This is a genomic window from Paraburkholderia sp. GAS333 (assembly GCF_050435665.1).
Taxonomy (GTDB): Bacteria; Pseudomonadota; Gammaproteobacteria; order Burkholderiales; family Burkholderiaceae; genus Paraburkholderia; species Paraburkholderia fungorum_A.
The window spans coordinates 440,941-456,380 of the sequence record NZ_JBNDKS010000004.1 but is presented as its reverse complement, the minus strand read 5'-3'; the positions used below and the strand labels follow the sequence as shown (position 1 = coordinate 456,380).

Here is a 15,440-nt window from a genome sequence, read left to right as displayed (position 1 = left end):
TTACCGTGGAGATTTTCGCTTTATGTCGACACTGCCGCCACGCTTTGGCGTCTGGGCACTGGTCCATGGCAGCCGCGCCGCGCTGCAAGACCCGGATGAACCGTACGATGCGTCCTGGGCGCGCAATAAGGCGCTCGTTCTGGAGGCCGAGCAACTCGGTTACGACTCGGTACTCGTCGCGCAGCACACGATCAATCCGCATCACGCGGAATTCGATCAGCTCGAAGCGTGGACTGCTTCAGCCGCACTCGCAGCGCTGACTGAACGCATCGAGATCATTGCGGCGATCAAGCCGTATCTGTACCACCCCGTTGTACTCGCGAAGATGGCGCAGCAGATCGAGCACATCAGCGGCGGACGCTTTTCGCTCAATCTCGTCAACGCATGGAACCGGCCGGAATTGGAACGCGCGGGCATCGGTTTCGCCGAACATGACGCACGATACGCGTATGGGCGCGAATGGATCACCGTGGTCGATTCGCTGCTGCGAGGCGAACGCACGAGCTTTCGCGGTGAACATTTTGATGTGGATGACTATCTATTGCGGCCCGCCGATCCTTTTCGTGAGCGTCCGCGCATTTACGTCGGCGGAGAATCGGAGCCTGCGCGTCAACTGGTTACCGACAAAGGCGATGTGTGGTTTATCAACGGCCAACCATTGGACGCCGTTCAGACATTGATCGCAGACCTTCGTGCCCGCACGCGGCCCGCATCGTATGCGCCGTTACGCTTCGGCCTGTCTGCCTTCGTGATTGCACGAGATACCGATGATGCTGCCGCGCAGCACCTCGATCATCTGTTCGCGCTCGCCGCGAAAGACGCGTCATTGCGCGAACAGCAAAAATCGAATATCGACCCCAACGCGGTGATGTTCAGGACCTTCGCGCAGACACCGCGCGTGGGGTCGAACGGCGGTACGGCGGCCGGGTTGGTCGGCAGCTATGACACCGTCGCAAAGCGGATTGCCGAATTCCATTTCGCGGGCATCGAATTGTTCATGCTGCAATTTCAGCCGTTCGAGCGCGACATGCGCAGTTTCGCTGAGGAAGTGATACCGCGCGTGCGGCGTCTGATTGGTTGAATGGCGGCAACGGGGCGTCAGTTTGGCTTAACGCTTCAATGTGGCACAGTATGGTCAGGCATCCACCATCCCTGACGAGCGACATGACGAAACTGCCACCCTACGAGCCGCCGGTCGACGAAAACCAGCTACTGCTGAAATGGATTCGCCGCGCGCGCGAATCGCAGATGAGCCATTACGACATGGCCGATCTGCTGTCGGCCCGAGACCGTCAGCTTGGCTGGCTGGTCACCGCGTTGACCGCGTTCGTCGGCACTGCCGTGTTCGCGTCGCTCGCAGCCACTGCGGTGTCGGTGGAATTGCGGATTTTCGTGGGACTGGTGAGCGTCGCCGCCGTGGTGTCGGCCGCGCTGCAAACCTTCATGAAGTATGCCGAACGTGCGGAGAAACATCGCTCGGCAGGGGCGCGTTATGGCGCGGTGCGTCGCAGACTGGAAGCAGTCGTTTCCGGCGACCCCGATGCGCGCGAAGGCCACTATCTCACTTCGATTCGTGACGAACTCGACCGGCTCGCGCAAGATTCGCCGAACGTGCCGCCGAAGATTTTCTATCGCACGCAGCGCACGTTATCGTCGGATACGGCGCGCGGCCGCGATGCGTGAACCGCTGATTCGCGTGGCTTGAAAAAGCGCGGACATGTCCACGCTTTTTCACCCAATCGATCGTTAAAGATCGTCGACGCTGATACCCAACTCCGCCGCCATGCGCCGCACTACGGTCTGAAGCCGGCTCACTTCGTCGGCGAGACGCTTTTGCTCGGCTTTCACTGCCTCGAAGGTGGACAGCGGCACCGTGTCGTCTTCGACACCGGGCTGCGCCAGTTCGCTCGCGCTGACTTCGCCGCATAACAGATGCGTCCACCGATTTTCACGCTCGCCCGGCGTGCGCGCCAGCTTGACGACCCGCGCCGGATCGTTGCCCGCGAGTTCGTCGAGAAACGCTTCGACCGACGAGATATCGGCAAAGCCATGCAGACGCGCGCTGTTCAAGCGCAGTTCAGCCGCGGTCTGCGGGCCACGCAGCAGCAACGTGGTCAGCAATGCCGCCGATTGGCTCGGCAGCCCGAGCACACGATTCATGTTGTGCTCGAAGCGCGGCACGCGGCTGCTGCTACCTTCCATCACGAGGCTGAGTCGCTTCAATCCGTCGACGGCCGTCAGCACTTCGGCTTCGGTTGCGTTCATCACCGGGGCGCGGCCGGTCTTCTGGTTGCAGCCCAGGGTCAACGCATTCAGCGATAGCGGATAACTGTCCGGCACCGTGTGCTGCTTTTCGACGAGCACGCCGAGAACGCGCCCTTCGAGTTGCGTCAGGTCGCGGATCGCGGGGCGGGAGGAGGCGTCGGATGTGGTGTTCATGAGTGATTGTGCGGCATGGATCGCCGTGTCTCGTTGATGAAGTGCCGCTTGACGGCCGGTCTGCGGTGACAAGTGGCCACTATGATAAACGGCGCGCGGCGTCGCTGCGAACGAATCTCAGGGCAACGGGCACGGGCATTTCTGTCGAGTTGACGATTTTCCATATTGGAGATATTTTCCCTGATATGGAAAATACACTCTCCGACGAAACCGCTATCGATCGCCGCATTGCGCAGCGGCTAAGGGCGCTGCGCGCGGAGCGCAACTGGTCGCTCGACGACCTCGCGAAACTCAGCAACGTCAGCCGCGCCACGCTGTCGCGGCTCGAAAATGCCGCCGTCAGCCCCACCACGAACGTACTCGGCAAGCTCTGCGTCGCCTACGGCCTGCCGATGTCGCGGCTCATGCGGATGGTCGAAGAGGAATTCGTGCCGCGCGTGCCACGCGGCGAGCAGCCGGTCTGGACCGATTCCACCATCGGCTTCACGCGACGCTCGGTGTCGCCGCCCGCCCAGGCGTTGAGCGGCGAAGTGCTCGAATGCACGCTCGATGCCGGCGTCCAGATTGCCTACGATGCGTCGCCGCGCGCCGGTCTCGAACATCATCTGATCCTGCTCGACGGACAGCTTCAGATCACTGTCGACGGCCAGCGTCACGAGCTTCAACCGGGCGACTGCCTGCGCTATCAGCTATTCGGCCCCAGTGCCTTCGTAACGCCCGTGAGCAGCGGAGCGCGCTACCTTCTTTTCATCGTGTGAGCCAGCATGAGCGCCAATCCGCTTACCATCGTTTCCCTCTCCGCCGACGACCTCGTTGGTCATCTTTCAGAACTCGGCGCGTTACTGCGCGCGTGCGTCCATGACGGCGCGAGCGTCGGTTTCGTGATGCCGTATGGCATCGAAGAAAGCGAGGCGTTCTGGCGCAACAAGGTATTGCCCTCGCTGCGTGCGGGCGGGTTGATACTGCTGGTCGCGCGTTATGGCGACGCGATTGCGGGCACCGTGCAACTCGATTACGACACGATGCCGAATCAGCGTCATCGAGCGGAAGTGCGTAAGCTGCTGGTGCATCCCGATGCACGCCGCCAGGGTGTGGCGCGCGCGCTGATGACGGAGGTGGAGCGTCATGCGCAGGGTTTGCAGCGCAGCCTGCTCACGCTGGATACCCGCACCGGGGATCATGCCGAACCGCTTTATACCGCGCTGGGTTATCAGACCGCTGGCGTCATTCCGGGTTATGCGCAGGGGCCGCTGGATAACGAGCGTTTCGATGCGACGACCATCATGTACAAGAGGCTTTAAAGGGGGCATTGCCCGGCGCTAACAGCCTGGAGTTCAAGCCGTCTTTGAATACTTGAACGTGCCCTGCGCGCTGGCGATCAGCAATTTGCCGTCCACCCAGGCTTCGCCGCGCGAGAAGAAAATCGAGCGGCCCTGGCGTTCGAGGAAACCCTTCGCGGTCACCGATTCGCCGAGGCCCTTGTCGAGATAGTTGGTGGTCAGCGACAGAGTGAATGCGTGCCGCGACGCTTGCCCCGGTGCTGCGTAAAGACCTGCATAGCCGGCCGCTGCGTCGAGCAGGGTTGCAATCGCGCCGCCTTGCAAAACACCCTGACGATTGAGCTTGCTGGCGTCGATAGGCATCGTCAATTCGGCGTAACCGTCGCGCCATTGCGTCAGGCGCACGCCGAGCGACTCGAGAAACGGGTTGTCGATGGGGAAGTCGGGATGTTCCATTTCATTAAACCTTTCAGGTTGCGAGTCTTTTCGAACAAGGCACCGTGCACTCACGCACGCGGTACTCCCGCGAGCTTGCACAGTGCATCGTGACAAAAGCAAAATCCTCCACATCTGCTAGTGTTCTTCAAATCCATGTGCCTTCTATGGAGAACACAATGCATCAGGCGCATTCTGCAAAGCGGAAACCGACCCACGCAACCCAGGTAACGCACGACTCCCCCACCCGTCTAAGCGATGCCCAGATCGCCGCCGACGCCACCCGCCGTCTCGCATGGGACGCCGCCGTGCCCGAACACAGCGTCAAGGTGAAGGTCTCGCGTGGCCGCATCACGCTGACTGGCGAGTTGCAGCGCGATCAGCAACGAACCGCCGCGCTCGAAGACGTCACACGGCTGTTCGGCGTAACCGGCGTATCGGATCGCACTGTCGTGAAAGCGCCAAAAGTGAAATAAGCTCACCCGCTCGCGCTCTGCAACAGCGTCCGGCAATGACGCGCGATCTGCTTTTCTTCTTCGGTGTGGATCGCCCTCACCTTGCCCGCCGGATCGCCTTCGGTAAGTCCGATAAAGCCGAGGCCGTCGCAGATACGCTGGCGCATTGCCGCACTGTGCTCGCCGATCCCGCCTGTCAATACCAGCAGATCGATCCCGCCAAGCAAGGCCGCATAACCGCCGATCGTCTTGCGCACGGCAGTGGCAAACGCATCGAGCGCCAGCGAAGCATTCGCATCCCCCGCCGCTGCGCGCTTTTCGAGCGCCTGCATGTCGCTCTCGCCATCGGCGAAACCGGCCAGGCCGCTTTGACGATTCAGCAGCGTTTCCAGCGCGTCGGCATCGAGCTTCTCCACGCGCATCAGATACAGCAGCACGCCAGGGTCCAGATCGCCGCTGCGCGTGCCCATCGGCACGCCGCCGGTCGGCGTCAGACCCATCGACGTATCGACCGATTGACCGTCGCGCAACGCGCAAACGCTCGAACCATTGCCCAGATGCGCGAATACCGCCCTCGACGGTAAGTCGGCCCCGAGCCGCGTCACCAGCGACTCGTACGACAGCCCGTGAAAGCCGTAGCGCATCACGCCCGCCTCGACATACCGGCGCGGCAGCGCGAGTTGCGCAGCGTGCGGCGGCAGCGTCGCGTGAAAGGCGGTGTCGAAGCACGCGAAATGTGGCACGTCGCCGAAAATCTTCATCGCCTCGTCGATCAGCGCGAGCGCGGGTGGAATATGCAGCGGCGCAAAATGCACGGCGTCTTTCAGATGCTGGCGGACTTCGTCGGTGAGAAGCTGATGCCGGCGCAGATGCGGCCCGCCATGCACGACCCGATGCCCCACCGCCGAAGGCTGCGCAAACCGCTGTTGCGCAAGCACTTGCGAGAGTTTTTGCAACGCATCGGTTTGCGACTCCAGCACATGGTCCTGCTGCACCAGCACGCCGCCATCGGGCGAGCTGATCCGCAAGCTGCCGTCCTTGCGGCCAATCCCTTCGGCCGCGCCTTCCAGCAGCAGCGATTCGTCGTCGGCCGAGTGCGAGAAAAGCCCGAACTTCAGCGACGACGACCCGCTGTTGAGCACCAGAATCGTTTGATCGCGCATCGTGTCCTGAGTGTGCATAAGTGACCTCGCCTAACCTAAGCTTTCCACGTCCAGTTGCGGATTTCTTCCTTGTCGATCCCTTCGGCATGCGCATAAGCGAGATGCTCGATGATCTGTCCGCGCAGCCACTCCTTCGCATGATCGCCGACGCCGCGCAACTTCGGCACGCGATCGATTGCGTCGATTGCCAGCGTAAAGCGGTCCACGCCGTTGATGATCGCGAGTTCGAGCGGCGTGTTGATGTTGCCCTTCTCGTGATAGCCGTGCACGTGCAGGTTCTCGTGATTCGACCGGTTGTAGGTCAGCTTGTGCACCAGCGACGCATACGAGTGGAAGTTGAAAATCACCGGTTTGCCGGTGGTGAACAGCGAATCGAAATCGCGGTCGGACAGACCGTGCGGATGCGCGTGCTCGGGCATCAAGCGGAACAGATCGACCACGTTGACGAAGCGGATTTTCAGATCGGCGAAACGCTCCTTCAGGATCTGTACGGCGGCGAGCGCTTCCATCGTCGCGATGTCGCCCGCGCACGCGATCACCACGTCCGGTTCGACACCCTGATCGGTCGACGCCCAGTCCCAGATGCCGATGCCCTTGGTGCAATGCGTGACGGCCGCGTCCATATCGAGGTACTGCAAATGCGGCTGCTTATCGGCGACGATCACATTGACGTAATCGCGCGAACGCAGGCAGTGATCGGCCACGCTCAGCAGGCAGTTTGCATCGGGTGGCAGATAAATACGCACCACGTCCGGGCTTTTATTCGTGACGACGTCGAGAAAGCCGGGGTCCTGATGCGTGAAGCCGTTGTGATCCTGACGCCAGACGAGCGACGTGATCAGCAGGTTGATCGAGGGCACCGGTTGACGCCAGCCGAGATCGCGCTTCGATTTTTCGAGCCATTTGGCGTGCTGGTTGAACATCGAATCGATCACGTGGACGAACGCTTCGTAAGTCGCGAACAGTCCATGGCGGCCGGTCAGCACGTAGCCTTCGAACCAGCCTTCGAGCGTGTGCTCGCTGAGCATTTCCATCACGCGGCCATCGGGCGCCAGTTCGCCGCCGTCCTCGTCGCTCGGCTCGGTCTCGGCCAGCCAGGTTTTCTCCGACGCTTCGTAGACGGCCGTCAGCTTGTTGCTTGCGGTTTCGTCCGGACCGAACACGCGGAAATTCGTCATGTTGTTGCGCATCACGTCGCGCAGAAACTTGCCGAGCACGTCGGTCGGCGACGTATACGACGCGGCCGGCTTTTTGACTGCCACCGCGTAATCCTGAAACACGGGCATATCGAGCGTCTTGCACAGCAGGCCGCCGTTCGCATGCGGATTCGCGCTGATCCGGCGCGCGCCCTCGGGCGACAGTTCGCGCAACTCTTCGACCAGACGCCCGGCTTCGTCAAATAACGTTTCGGGTTCGTAGCTGCGCAGCCAGTGTTCGACCAGCTTCAGGCTCTTGCCATTGGTCGCCGGATCGAGCACCGGCACCTGGTGCGCGCGCCACGACCCTTCCACCTTGTGGCCGTCCACTTCTTTCGGACCGGTCCAGCCTTTGGGCGAACGCAGCACGATCATCGGCCAGCGCGGCCGTGTCGCGTCGTTGCTGCCGCGCGCGTGCTGCTGGATCGCCCGAATTTCGCCGATGCATTGTTCAAGCGTGGCCGCCATCTGCTGATGCATCGTGTCGGGATCGTCGCCCTCGACGAAATACGGCTTGTGGCCGTAGCCGGTCAATAACGCTTCCAGCTCCTCGCGCGGAATTCTTGCAAGGATGGTCGGATTGGCGATCTTGTAGCCGTTCAGATGTAGCACCGGCAACACCGCGCCATCGCGGATCGGATTCAGGAATTTGTTGGAATGCCACGACGTCGCGAGCGGACCGGTTTCGGCTTCGCCGTCGCCGATCATCACGGTGACGATCAGCTCGGGGTTATCGAACGCGGCGCCGTATCCATGCGACAGGCTATAACCGAGTTCGCCGCCTTCGTGAATCGACCCCGGCGTTTCTGGCGTGCAATGGGAGCCGATACCGCCGGGAAACGAAAACTGCCGGAAAAAACGCCGCATGCCGGCTTCGTCTTCGCTGCGGTCGGGATAGATTTCCGAGTAATGCCCTTCGAGATAGCAATGCGCGAGACTCGCCGGTGCGCCATGGCCAGGACCCGCCAGATAGATCATGTCGAGGTCGAGTTTTTTGATCAGCCGGTTCAGATGCACCAGCAGAAAACTTTGTCCTGGATCCGAGCCCCAGTGACCGAGCAGGCGGTTCTTGATGTGCTCGGGTTTCAGCGGTTCGCGCAACAACGGGTTGTCGCGCAAATAGATCATCCCCACGGAAAGGTAATTGCAAGCGCGCCAGTAGCGGTCCATCTTGCGCAGCGTGTCGGGGTCCAGGGTTTGCGGCGGCGTGGAACGTGAGGTTGCTTCGGCCATGGCGTCACTCCTCGAAAAGGACTGTCAGGCAGGTTAGCGGGTGCGGCGGCGAGTGTTCGAACCTGCGCGTAGCGTACGTGTAACACGCACGGATTGCGGGCAATGCGGACCGGCGCGAATAACCTTGCAGCGCCGGCCTGTCATTCAGATGACACAACAAAAGCGTAGCGGCGCAGGTCTTTTCGTGAACGCTGTTCCGACCGGGGCCGCGATCTTCAGGGGATGTGACAGGCTGCGCCCGGCATGGTTCGACGCAATTGTCCAAAGCTTGATCTGTGTCGGTTCTGGCATGCGCGTCGTGATGCGCGTCGTTCTTTGACGGCAGACGCACGCAGTCTTGCGCTAGACTGCCTGTGCGGATCGACGCGATGTATTCAAGCTGCTAACTCCAACGCGCAGCGGCCGCGCGCAACTCATGCACGCCACGCTTGCCGCCTCTCATTGCCTCTTACTTCAATGGCCGCCATGTCGAAACCCAGTTCAGTCAAAGTGTTCGTGACCATCGTTCTGTCGCTCGTGATTTTGTGGGCGGGCGTCGCGGTTCTGATCGGCGTATTCGCTTTACTGATCAAACTTTTCGGGCTGACGCCGGGTTGATCCTGCGGCTCACCGAACGGGCGTCGGCGACGCAAAATGTGTATGCTGATCGATCATCCGGCGCCGTTGCGGCGCCTGTCCCGCTTCGCCAGTAAGGAGATTCCATTGACGGATCACGCCGATACACCCCCGCCCTCCCAATCGCCGATCGACCCGGAGTTGCTCGCAGTCGCCCAGGAAGTATTCGATCTCGCACGACGCGGCGACGCGGCGATGCTCGCGGCCGTGATCGAAAAGGGCGTGCCGCCGAATCTGCGTAACGACAAGGGCGACAGCCTCGTGATGCTCGCGAGCTACCACGGTCACGCGGATGCAGTGCGTACCCTGCTCGAACGTGGCGCCGACCCTGATCTGCGCAACGACAACGGGCAAACGCCGATCGCCGGCGCAGCTTTCAAAGGTTTCGACAAGGTGATCGAGACACTGCTCGCGCACGGCGCCGACGTCGAGGGTGCCTCGCCCGATGGCCGCACCGCGTTGATGGTGGCGGCCATGTTCAATCGCACCGCGATCATGGAGTTGCTGATTGCGCGCGGCGCGAACCCGAAGGCCCGCGATGCGAACGGCGTGACGCCGGCAGCCGCGGCCGCGCGCATGGGCGCAGCAGATGCCGAGTCGCGCCTGAAGGAATTGGGCTCCTAGTCAGATTTCTGCGAAGGGTGCGGGGTTGCCGGCGAGCAGCGCCCTCGCCTTCACATTATCGACACCGCTTCACCCCTTCGCGGCCAGCAGCGAATCCAGATCGATATCCGCCAGTTCGCCGATCCGCTCGACGGTCACATCGGCGGGCGGATTGCTCGCGATCTCTTTCGGATCGAAAGCATAGTGACCCTGGCGCGGAAACACCGTGGTCAGCTTGTCGCCCCACGACTTTTTCATCGCAGTGAGAATCCGCAGTTTGTCGTCGACCATCACGTAGTGGCGCGCGGGGTAACACTCCATCACCTGATCGAGCATCAGTTCCTTGTGGATATAAATCAGCACGCGCCCTTCGACTTCGTCCCATAGACCGGAGCGCGAAATCTTGCGCGGCTGGAACACCACGTCGCCGTCGGAAAGAATCACCGTCGGGCCGCGTTGCCCGACGTGCCGCAGCGCATCGAGCGCGCCCGGATAGAGCCGGTTCGCAAACGGATACTCGATCAGGAACGACGCCATCAGCAACAGCTTCGTGTCACGCGGATGCTCCAGCCGGTAACGCTGCAGCGCGCCGAGATAGTCGGCGTAGCCCAGCTCCTTGCGCTGATCTTCGAAAATCTCCCAATAGCGCGCGCTGTTCTCCGCGCCGAATTCCCGCATCATGTGCGCGCGCAAATCCGACAGCACGTGGTCGTTGTCCAGCAACGTGTTGTCACAGTCGAACAGAAACACGACGTCGTGCGGGTTGGAGGTTGTAGCTTGCATCGCGGTTTCCTGGGTTGAGTTGGTTTGCGGGTTATCGGGCTGGAAGCTGGCGGATCGATCACTGGCGGACGCCAGATTCGAATCTGGCGCATCACGTGCCGCGCGAATCAGCTTTTCTGTCCACCGGACGCGGACGGCTCGGCGCTCTTTTCGACGTGACCGCCGAAATCATGCCGCATGGCCGACAGCACGCGATTCGCGAAGTCCGCATCGCCGCGAGAACTGAAGCGCGCGAACAGTGCCGCGCTGAGCACCGGCGTCGGCACGCCCTCGTCGATCGCGGCGGCGACGGTCCAGCGACCCTCGCCGGAATCCGACACACGTCCCGCGTAATTCTTCAGATCGGCGTCGCTGACCAGCGATCCGGCGATCAGGTCCAGCAGCCACGAACCGATCACGCTGCCGCGCCGCCAGACCTCGGTGACATCGGCGAGATTCAGGTCGTACTGGTACAACTCGGGACGACGCAGCGGCGACGTTTCGGCATCGACTTCGCGCGCGTGCTTGCCGGCATCCGCGTGATGGAGAATGTTCAGGCCTTCAGCGTACGCGGCCATCATTCCATATTCGATGCCGTTGTGGACCATCTTCACGAAATGGCCCGCGCCTTGCGGCCCGCAATGCAGGAAGCCCTGATCGGCGGTACTCGAGCCCGGCTGACGGCCGGGCGTGGCCGCTGCCGAACCGGCACCAGGAGCCAGCGTCGAGAAAATCGGTTCGAGCCGCTTCACGACCTCCGTCTCGCCGCCGATCATCAGACAGTAGCCGCGCTCGCGGCCCGCGACGCCGCCGCTCGTGCCGACGTCCACATAGTGAAGCTGGCGCGCGCCGAGTTCGTTGCCGCGACGGATGTCGTCGTGATAGTACGAGTTGCCGCCGTCGATCACGATATCGCCCGGTTCGAGCAGCGGCACGAGTTTGTCGAGCGTCGCGTCGACCACGGCGGCGGGCACCATCAGCCAGACTGCGCGTGGCTTGTCGAGTTGCGCGACCAGGTCTTCGAGCGAGGATGCGCCTGCTACGCCGTCCTGTTTGAGTTTGTCGACCGCTGCCGCCTGCACGTCGTAAGCGATACATTGCTGACCGCCTTTCGTCAGGCGTCGCACCATGTCGGCGCCCATGCGTCCCAATCCAATCATGCCTAGCTGCATATCTCGCTCCGGAAAGTGGTCGTTGCGTTGTTCGATATTGTTCGGCGTACCGTGATTGCGTGCGTTGGCGGTGTTGCGTCGGCTGCGCTGCAAGATGAAGGCGATGAAACGCCGCGTGACACCACGCGCGTCAAAAGACGATACGCCTCTTTGCAGAGGCGTGGCGCGGCGTAAAGTTCCTGGCGGAAGGATTTGCGCGCAATTGCGCGCAAGTATCGGCGATGAATGTTCGGGCGCGGATGGAGCGTGTCCGGCGTTTGCTTCAATCGGCTGACTGTCGGCTTACATACGGTTTCCACGACGACGCGCGGTATGTCGCGTGTGCGCTTTCGCTTGCATCGTTCGAACCAGTGGTTGGCTCTTAGGACTAGCAGCGTGCAACTGGATTCTGTGCAACGGTGCGATGCACAGAATGCCCCCGCCCCAATGTGCCACGCGCCGCAACACGCCGATCGGCGCCAACACCAGAATTAGCTGCGCCGTGTCTGCGTCTTCGCATACCGCTCGCGCGCAAACCGCTTCACTGCCCGCCACATCAGCGGATAGCGATAACCCGGCACCGCGAACAGCACCAGCGCGCACAGCGCCAGCAAGCCGCAGAACAGGAACGTGCCGCGATAGCTGAACGCCTGCACCAGCAAGCCCGACAACACGCCCGACAGAATCGACCCAACCCGCGCCGCGTTGAAGAACAGCGCGGTCGCGCGGCCAGGCGCATGCGGCATCAGATCCTGCACGTAGGTCATGCCGAGACACGACGTGACGGCGACCACGAACGCGTTGAGCATCTGCATCGGAATCAGCACGTGGACATTGCCCGCCAGCGACATCCCGACGAAATACACCGCGTGCACCGCCGCGCACGCCGCCAGCCAGTTCGGCTTGTGCAGCGTGGACGATTTCGCGCCGAGCGCCAGCATCATCGGAATCTCCATCAATGCGCCCAGGCCGAGCATGACCGAGACGTCCAGATGCGTGCCGTTCAAGCCGTGCACGATGTAAAGCGGCAGTACGATCATGGTCGCGTTCGCGGCCAGCCCGAGCAGCGTGAGCGCGGCGACCGCGCGGCCGATATCGTTCGCCGACGCGACGCCCGGCAGGTCTTCATGTGCGTCTTCGCCTGGCGCGGTGAGCGGCGGCACGGTAATCGACGCCGACGGCTCCGACGCCGTATCTTCTACCGTGTGATCGCCCAGATGACCTTGCGGCTCCCGCATCTTCCACACGATGAACCCGCAGGTCGCAAAGCTCGCGGCGGCAAACAGGAAGAGTCCATAAAAGCTGGTCGCCGCCAGCACCAGCGCACCGACCGATGGCCCGAACACCCACGCCGCCGACAGAATGGTCCGCAACGTCGCGCTCGCGAACACGCGCTCCTGCGGATCTGGTACCGGTAACGCGGCGCGGCTGAAAGAGAACACCATCGAGATGGCCGAGCCGCCCGCACCGATAAAAACGATGCCGACCACGAGCAGCAGCCGGTAGTCGCGCACGACACACAAACACAGGTAGCCGAGCGCGGCGGCAATCAGCGCCGCCAGCAATAACGGCCGATGCCGTCCGCTGGCGTCGCTCCATCGACCCGCAAGCGTACTGGCGAGCACACCGCTCGCGGCGATCAGCGTCATGAAGACGCCGAGCCTGAACGGCGTCATGCCGGCGCGCTCGACGCCGAACAGCGAGAGATACGGAGCGGTGAACGACATCGCCACACCCAGCATGAGGGTGGCGGCGGCCAGCGGCTTGAAGCCAGGGATGCGAAGCAGGTCGAAAAAGCGTGAGGTTTTCAACACGGGGACGGTGGGTCAGTTGGAGCGAATCTGGTACGCGAAATGCGCGCCGGAGAGTCGTGGCCGATGCAACTGGGGCATTATCGGCCTAGCTTGCGGGCGCGTAAACCCGCGCCGGTTCGTCCCAAATTCGTCCTGCATCGACGTTGCGTTACGTTGCCAGCAAGCTGACTGCATGCTGCGTGCTACTTACCATCCGTTACACGCATTTGCTGTGCTTGAGCTTTGTAGTCATAGGTCGGATAAAACTCGGTTCGATAGCCGCCCCACGCAGTCGTCTCGATTGCGCGGTTGACTTCGCGCAGCCTGCTCGCGGGCACACGCAACGTGACAACCTGGCCGATGCCCATCATCACGTACCACGAGACGACTTCGATCCCGGGCGGCGGGAAGGTTTTGAAGAAGCCCTGCGCGCGTAGCTGGTCGTTGATCTTCGGCAGCGGTTTGGATTCGTCGTGGCGCAGAAAGATGGTGAGCAGGAAGGTGTCGTCTGCTGCGGGTGTTGCCGCGCCCGGTTGAGTGGCGGCGATAGTCGGTGCATTGGTTGGGTCCGGTGCGGCGGCTGGATCGGCGCCGTAAGCGAGCGGCGCAGCGGCGAGCGACATCCCCAGAGAGACGAGCACCGCTGCACGCAGTACCCCGCGACGTAGTACGACGCTGGACAGCCCGGAAACGATCGCAAATGCATTGGGCATGAAATGCCTCCGTAACGAGTTAAGCAAATGTGTTGTTTGCAGCGATACAGCGATACACAGCGCGCGCGTTACGCATCGGTGCGCCAGGTGGCGCGGCGACACGTCAGCATTTTCCACTCCAGTTGTGGTGCCTCCGCCGAAGGCTCCCGTTACAGCACGACGTAACCGCGTTTTTCGAGCGTCCACCGATGCCACTGATTGCCATACATGCCGCAGCCGATAGCAAACAGAATCGACAGAACCGTGCCGATCAGATCGGCGGTCTCGCCCCACAAGCCCAGGCTGAACAGAATGATACTGACCGACAGCATGACGAAAGCGGCAAACCACATTCGCCTCGACAACGCCCAGATGAAGCCGAGCAGACAGGCGCCCCAACTGAAGCCCGTCGCGACCGCGACCGATTCGCCGGTGCCGGGGTATTGCAGATAAATCCTGTCGCCCATTTCGTTTCCCAAATATTCCTGAACTTTGCCGGATGCAGATGCGATTTGCGCCGCCGATCTTCGACGGCAGAGGATGTTTAACATGCCACGGCGTCATCCACGAGAGTGTGCGTGCGAATTGCGTCGCGGGGAAGCGTGTGCGGCGGTACGCGTCGCGGGTCAATGCGCATCACAGGCGAGCCTCACTGACGTTACGCGGCATAGCTGCTAACCTTGGCAGATCCACACGCAGGCAAGACCGCAGCAGGCCGTGTTGGCTAATGGCCTTACAGCAGGCCTTACAGCAGGCGTTACTGCGGGCCTTACAGCGCCCTGTCCGTCCAGATAGAACCGCATCGGAGCACGCATGGCAACCCAGACAGCCTATTCAACACACGCCCCCTCGCGCGCCGATGTCGACGCACTGCCCGGCACGACCGTCGTCGAATTCGGCACGGACTGGTGCGGCTATTGCCAGGGCGCGCAGGCGTCGATTGCCGAGGCGTTCGCGCCGCATGCCGAGGTCAGGCATCTGAAAATCGAAGACGGCCCCGGTCGCCCTCTCGGCCGCTCGTTCAAGGTGAAGCTGTGGCCTACGCTGGTGTTCATGCGCGATGGCGCCGAAGTGGCGCGGGTGGTGCGTCCACGAAACGCGGCGGAGATTGCCGACGCGTTCGCGGCGCTCTGATTTTTATCCCTTCCCCGCCGATTCACCCATTGCAAACACCATGCGCCAGGCCATCCATCACCTCAGCGTCAAAGCTCGCAACCGCGGTCTTGTCGAGTTCACCGATGAAGCGCGCCGCTTCGTCTCCGGCGAGGGCATCCGCACCGGACTGCTGACGCTGTTTTGCCGTCATACGTCCGCGTCGCTGCTGATCCAGGAGAACGCCGATCCCTCCGTGCAGCGCGATCTGGAGCGCTACTTCGCGAGCCTCGCACCGGAGGACGCCGAACGCTACGAGCACGACGCCGAAGGACCCGACGACATGCCCGCGCATCTGCGGACCGCGCTCACGCAAGTGCAGTTGTCGGTGCCGGTCGAACATGGACAGATGGTCCTCGGCACGTGGCAAGGCTTATATCTGTTCGAGCATCGCCGTCATACGCAGCATCGCGACATCGTGCTGCATCTGATCGGCGAGTGACCGCACGCGGCGCGATAAAGCCGCTACGG

General features: G+C 62.1%; 18 protein-coding genes. 9 read left to right on the top strand and 9 right to left on the bottom strand.

Annotation, left to right across the window (positions count from 1 at the left end; all coding sequences use genetic code 11):
• Nucleotides 1–22: 22 nt before the first annotated feature.
• Together ABH945_RS23995 and ABH945_RS23990 are read left to right on the top strand one after the other, a co-directional pair.
• Nucleotides 23–1,081: an LLM class flavin-dependent oxidoreductase gene (locus ABH945_RS23995; protein WP_429252153.1), complete on the top strand. Its 1,059-nt coding sequence runs from the start codon at nucleotides 23–25 to the stop codon at nucleotides 1,079–1,081.
• A gap of 83 nt (nucleotides 1,082–1,164) precedes the next feature.
• Nucleotides 1,165–1,683 carry an SLATT domain-containing protein gene (locus ABH945_RS23990; RefSeq protein ID WP_074768637.1) on the top strand — a complete coding sequence of 173 codons (519 nt, stop codon included), beginning with the start codon at nucleotides 1,165–1,167 and terminating at the stop codon, nucleotides 1,681–1,683.
• Between the two features lie 63 nt (nucleotides 1,684–1,746).
• Here ABH945_RS23990 and ABH945_RS23985 read toward each other — a convergent pair whose 3' ends face one another.
• Nucleotides 1,747–2,439, bottom strand: coding sequence for a YceH family protein (locus ABH945_RS23985; protein WP_429252152.1), 693 nt, complete (start codon nucleotides 2,437–2,439; stop codon nucleotides 1,747–1,749).
• A gap of 185 nt (nucleotides 2,440–2,624) precedes the next feature.
• On the opposite strand from ABH945_RS23985, the gene ABH945_RS23980 reads away from it, so the two are divergent.
• A complete protein-coding gene (locus ABH945_RS23980) occupies nucleotides 2,625–3,197 on the top strand; it encodes a helix-turn-helix domain-containing protein (RefSeq protein ID WP_429252151.1) in 573 nt (190 codons plus the stop codon).
• A 6-nt stretch (nucleotides 3,198–3,203) separates the two neighbouring features.
• Nucleotides 3,204–3,740 (top strand): GNAT family N-acetyltransferase, encoded by a 537-nt coding sequence (locus ABH945_RS23975; RefSeq protein WP_429252150.1) that lies wholly within the window; start codon nucleotides 3,204–3,206, stop codon nucleotides 3,738–3,740.
• A 33-nt stretch (nucleotides 3,741–3,773) separates the two neighbouring features.
• Here ABH945_RS23975 and ABH945_RS23970 read toward each other — a convergent pair whose 3' ends face one another.
• Nucleotides 3,774–4,175: a PaaI family thioesterase gene (locus ABH945_RS23970; RefSeq protein WP_429252149.1), complete on the bottom strand. Its 402-nt coding sequence runs from the start codon at nucleotides 4,173–4,175 to the stop codon at nucleotides 3,774–3,776.
• 158 nt (nucleotides 4,176–4,333) lie between these two features.
• On the opposite strand from ABH945_RS23970, the gene ABH945_RS23965 reads away from it, so the two are divergent.
• Complete coding sequence (locus ABH945_RS23965) at nucleotides 4,334–4,630, top strand: BON domain-containing protein (RefSeq protein WP_429252148.1); 297 nt, start codon at nucleotides 4,334–4,336, stop codon at nucleotides 4,628–4,630.
• 2 nt (nucleotides 4,631–4,632) lie between these two features.
• Here the strand turns inward: ABH945_RS23965 and ABH945_RS23960 are convergent, their stop codons facing one another.
• A complete protein-coding gene (locus tag ABH945_RS23960; protein WP_429252147.1) occupies nucleotides 4,633–5,790 on the bottom strand; it encodes an acetate/propionate family kinase in 1,158 nt (385 codons plus the stop codon).
• Nucleotides 5,791–5,807: 17 nt separating this feature from the next.
• Nucleotides 5,808–8,201 carry a phosphoketolase family protein gene (locus ABH945_RS23955; RefSeq protein WP_429252146.1) on the bottom strand — a complete coding sequence of 798 codons (2,394 nt, stop codon included), beginning with the start codon at nucleotides 8,199–8,201 and terminating at the stop codon, nucleotides 5,808–5,810.
• A gap of 465 nt (nucleotides 8,202–8,666) precedes the next feature.
• Here ABH945_RS23955 and ABH945_RS23950 point away from each other — a divergent pair, with 465 nt between their 5' ends.
• Together ABH945_RS23950 and ABH945_RS23945 are read left to right on the top strand one after the other, a co-directional pair.
• Entirely contained in the window at nucleotides 8,667–8,798 is a 132-nt protein-coding gene (locus tag ABH945_RS23950; RefSeq protein WP_290439529.1) for a hypothetical protein, read from the top strand.
• 105 nt (nucleotides 8,799–8,903) lie between these two features.
• The gene (locus ABH945_RS23945; protein ID WP_429252298.1) at nucleotides 8,904–9,440 is read left to right on the top strand and encodes an ankyrin repeat domain-containing protein; all 537 of its coding nucleotides are present in this window, start codon (nucleotides 8,904–8,906) and stop codon (nucleotides 9,438–9,440) included.
• A gap of 69 nt (nucleotides 9,441–9,509) precedes the next feature.
• Here ABH945_RS23945 and ABH945_RS23940 read toward each other — a convergent pair whose 3' ends face one another.
• From ABH945_RS23940 to ABH945_RS23920, 5 genes are all read right to left on the bottom strand, one after another.
• Nucleotides 9,510–10,202, bottom strand: a complete 693-nt coding sequence (locus ABH945_RS23940) for an HAD family hydrolase (protein ID WP_074768660.1) — start codon at nucleotides 10,200–10,202, stop codon at nucleotides 9,510–9,512.
• A gap of 107 nt (nucleotides 10,203–10,309) precedes the next feature.
• Nucleotides 10,310–11,389, bottom strand: a complete 1,080-nt coding sequence (gnd, locus tag ABH945_RS23935; RefSeq protein ID WP_429252297.1) for a phosphogluconate dehydrogenase (NAD(+)-dependent, decarboxylating) — start codon at nucleotides 11,387–11,389, stop codon at nucleotides 10,310–10,312.
• Nucleotides 11,390–11,823: 434 nt separating this feature from the next.
• The gene (locus ABH945_RS23930) at nucleotides 11,824–13,146 is read right to left on the bottom strand and encodes a sugar efflux transporter (RefSeq protein WP_429252145.1); all 1,323 of its coding nucleotides are present in this window, start codon (nucleotides 13,144–13,146) and stop codon (nucleotides 11,824–11,826) included.
• 182 nt (nucleotides 13,147–13,328) lie between these two features.
• Nucleotides 13,329–13,838 carry a hypothetical protein gene (locus ABH945_RS23925; protein WP_429252144.1) on the bottom strand — a complete coding sequence of 170 codons (510 nt, stop codon included), beginning with the start codon at nucleotides 13,836–13,838 and terminating at the stop codon, nucleotides 13,329–13,331.
• Between the two features lie 149 nt (nucleotides 13,839–13,987).
• Complete coding sequence (locus ABH945_RS23920; RefSeq protein ID WP_429252143.1) at nucleotides 13,988–14,284, bottom strand: DUF2628 domain-containing protein; 297 nt, start codon at nucleotides 14,282–14,284, stop codon at nucleotides 13,988–13,990.
• A gap of 346 nt (nucleotides 14,285–14,630) precedes the next feature.
• Between ABH945_RS23920 and ABH945_RS23915 the strand changes: the two genes are divergently transcribed.
• The gene (locus tag ABH945_RS23915; RefSeq protein ID WP_074768668.1) at nucleotides 14,631–14,951 is read left to right on the top strand and encodes a thioredoxin family protein; all 321 of its coding nucleotides are present in this window, start codon (nucleotides 14,631–14,633) and stop codon (nucleotides 14,949–14,951) included.
• A gap of 40 nt (nucleotides 14,952–14,991) precedes the next feature.
• The gene (locus ABH945_RS23910; RefSeq protein ID WP_429252142.1) at nucleotides 14,992–15,411 is read left to right on the top strand and encodes a secondary thiamine-phosphate synthase enzyme YjbQ; all 420 of its coding nucleotides are present in this window, start codon (nucleotides 14,992–14,994) and stop codon (nucleotides 15,409–15,411) included.
• Nucleotides 15,412–15,440 lie beyond the last annotated feature (29 nt).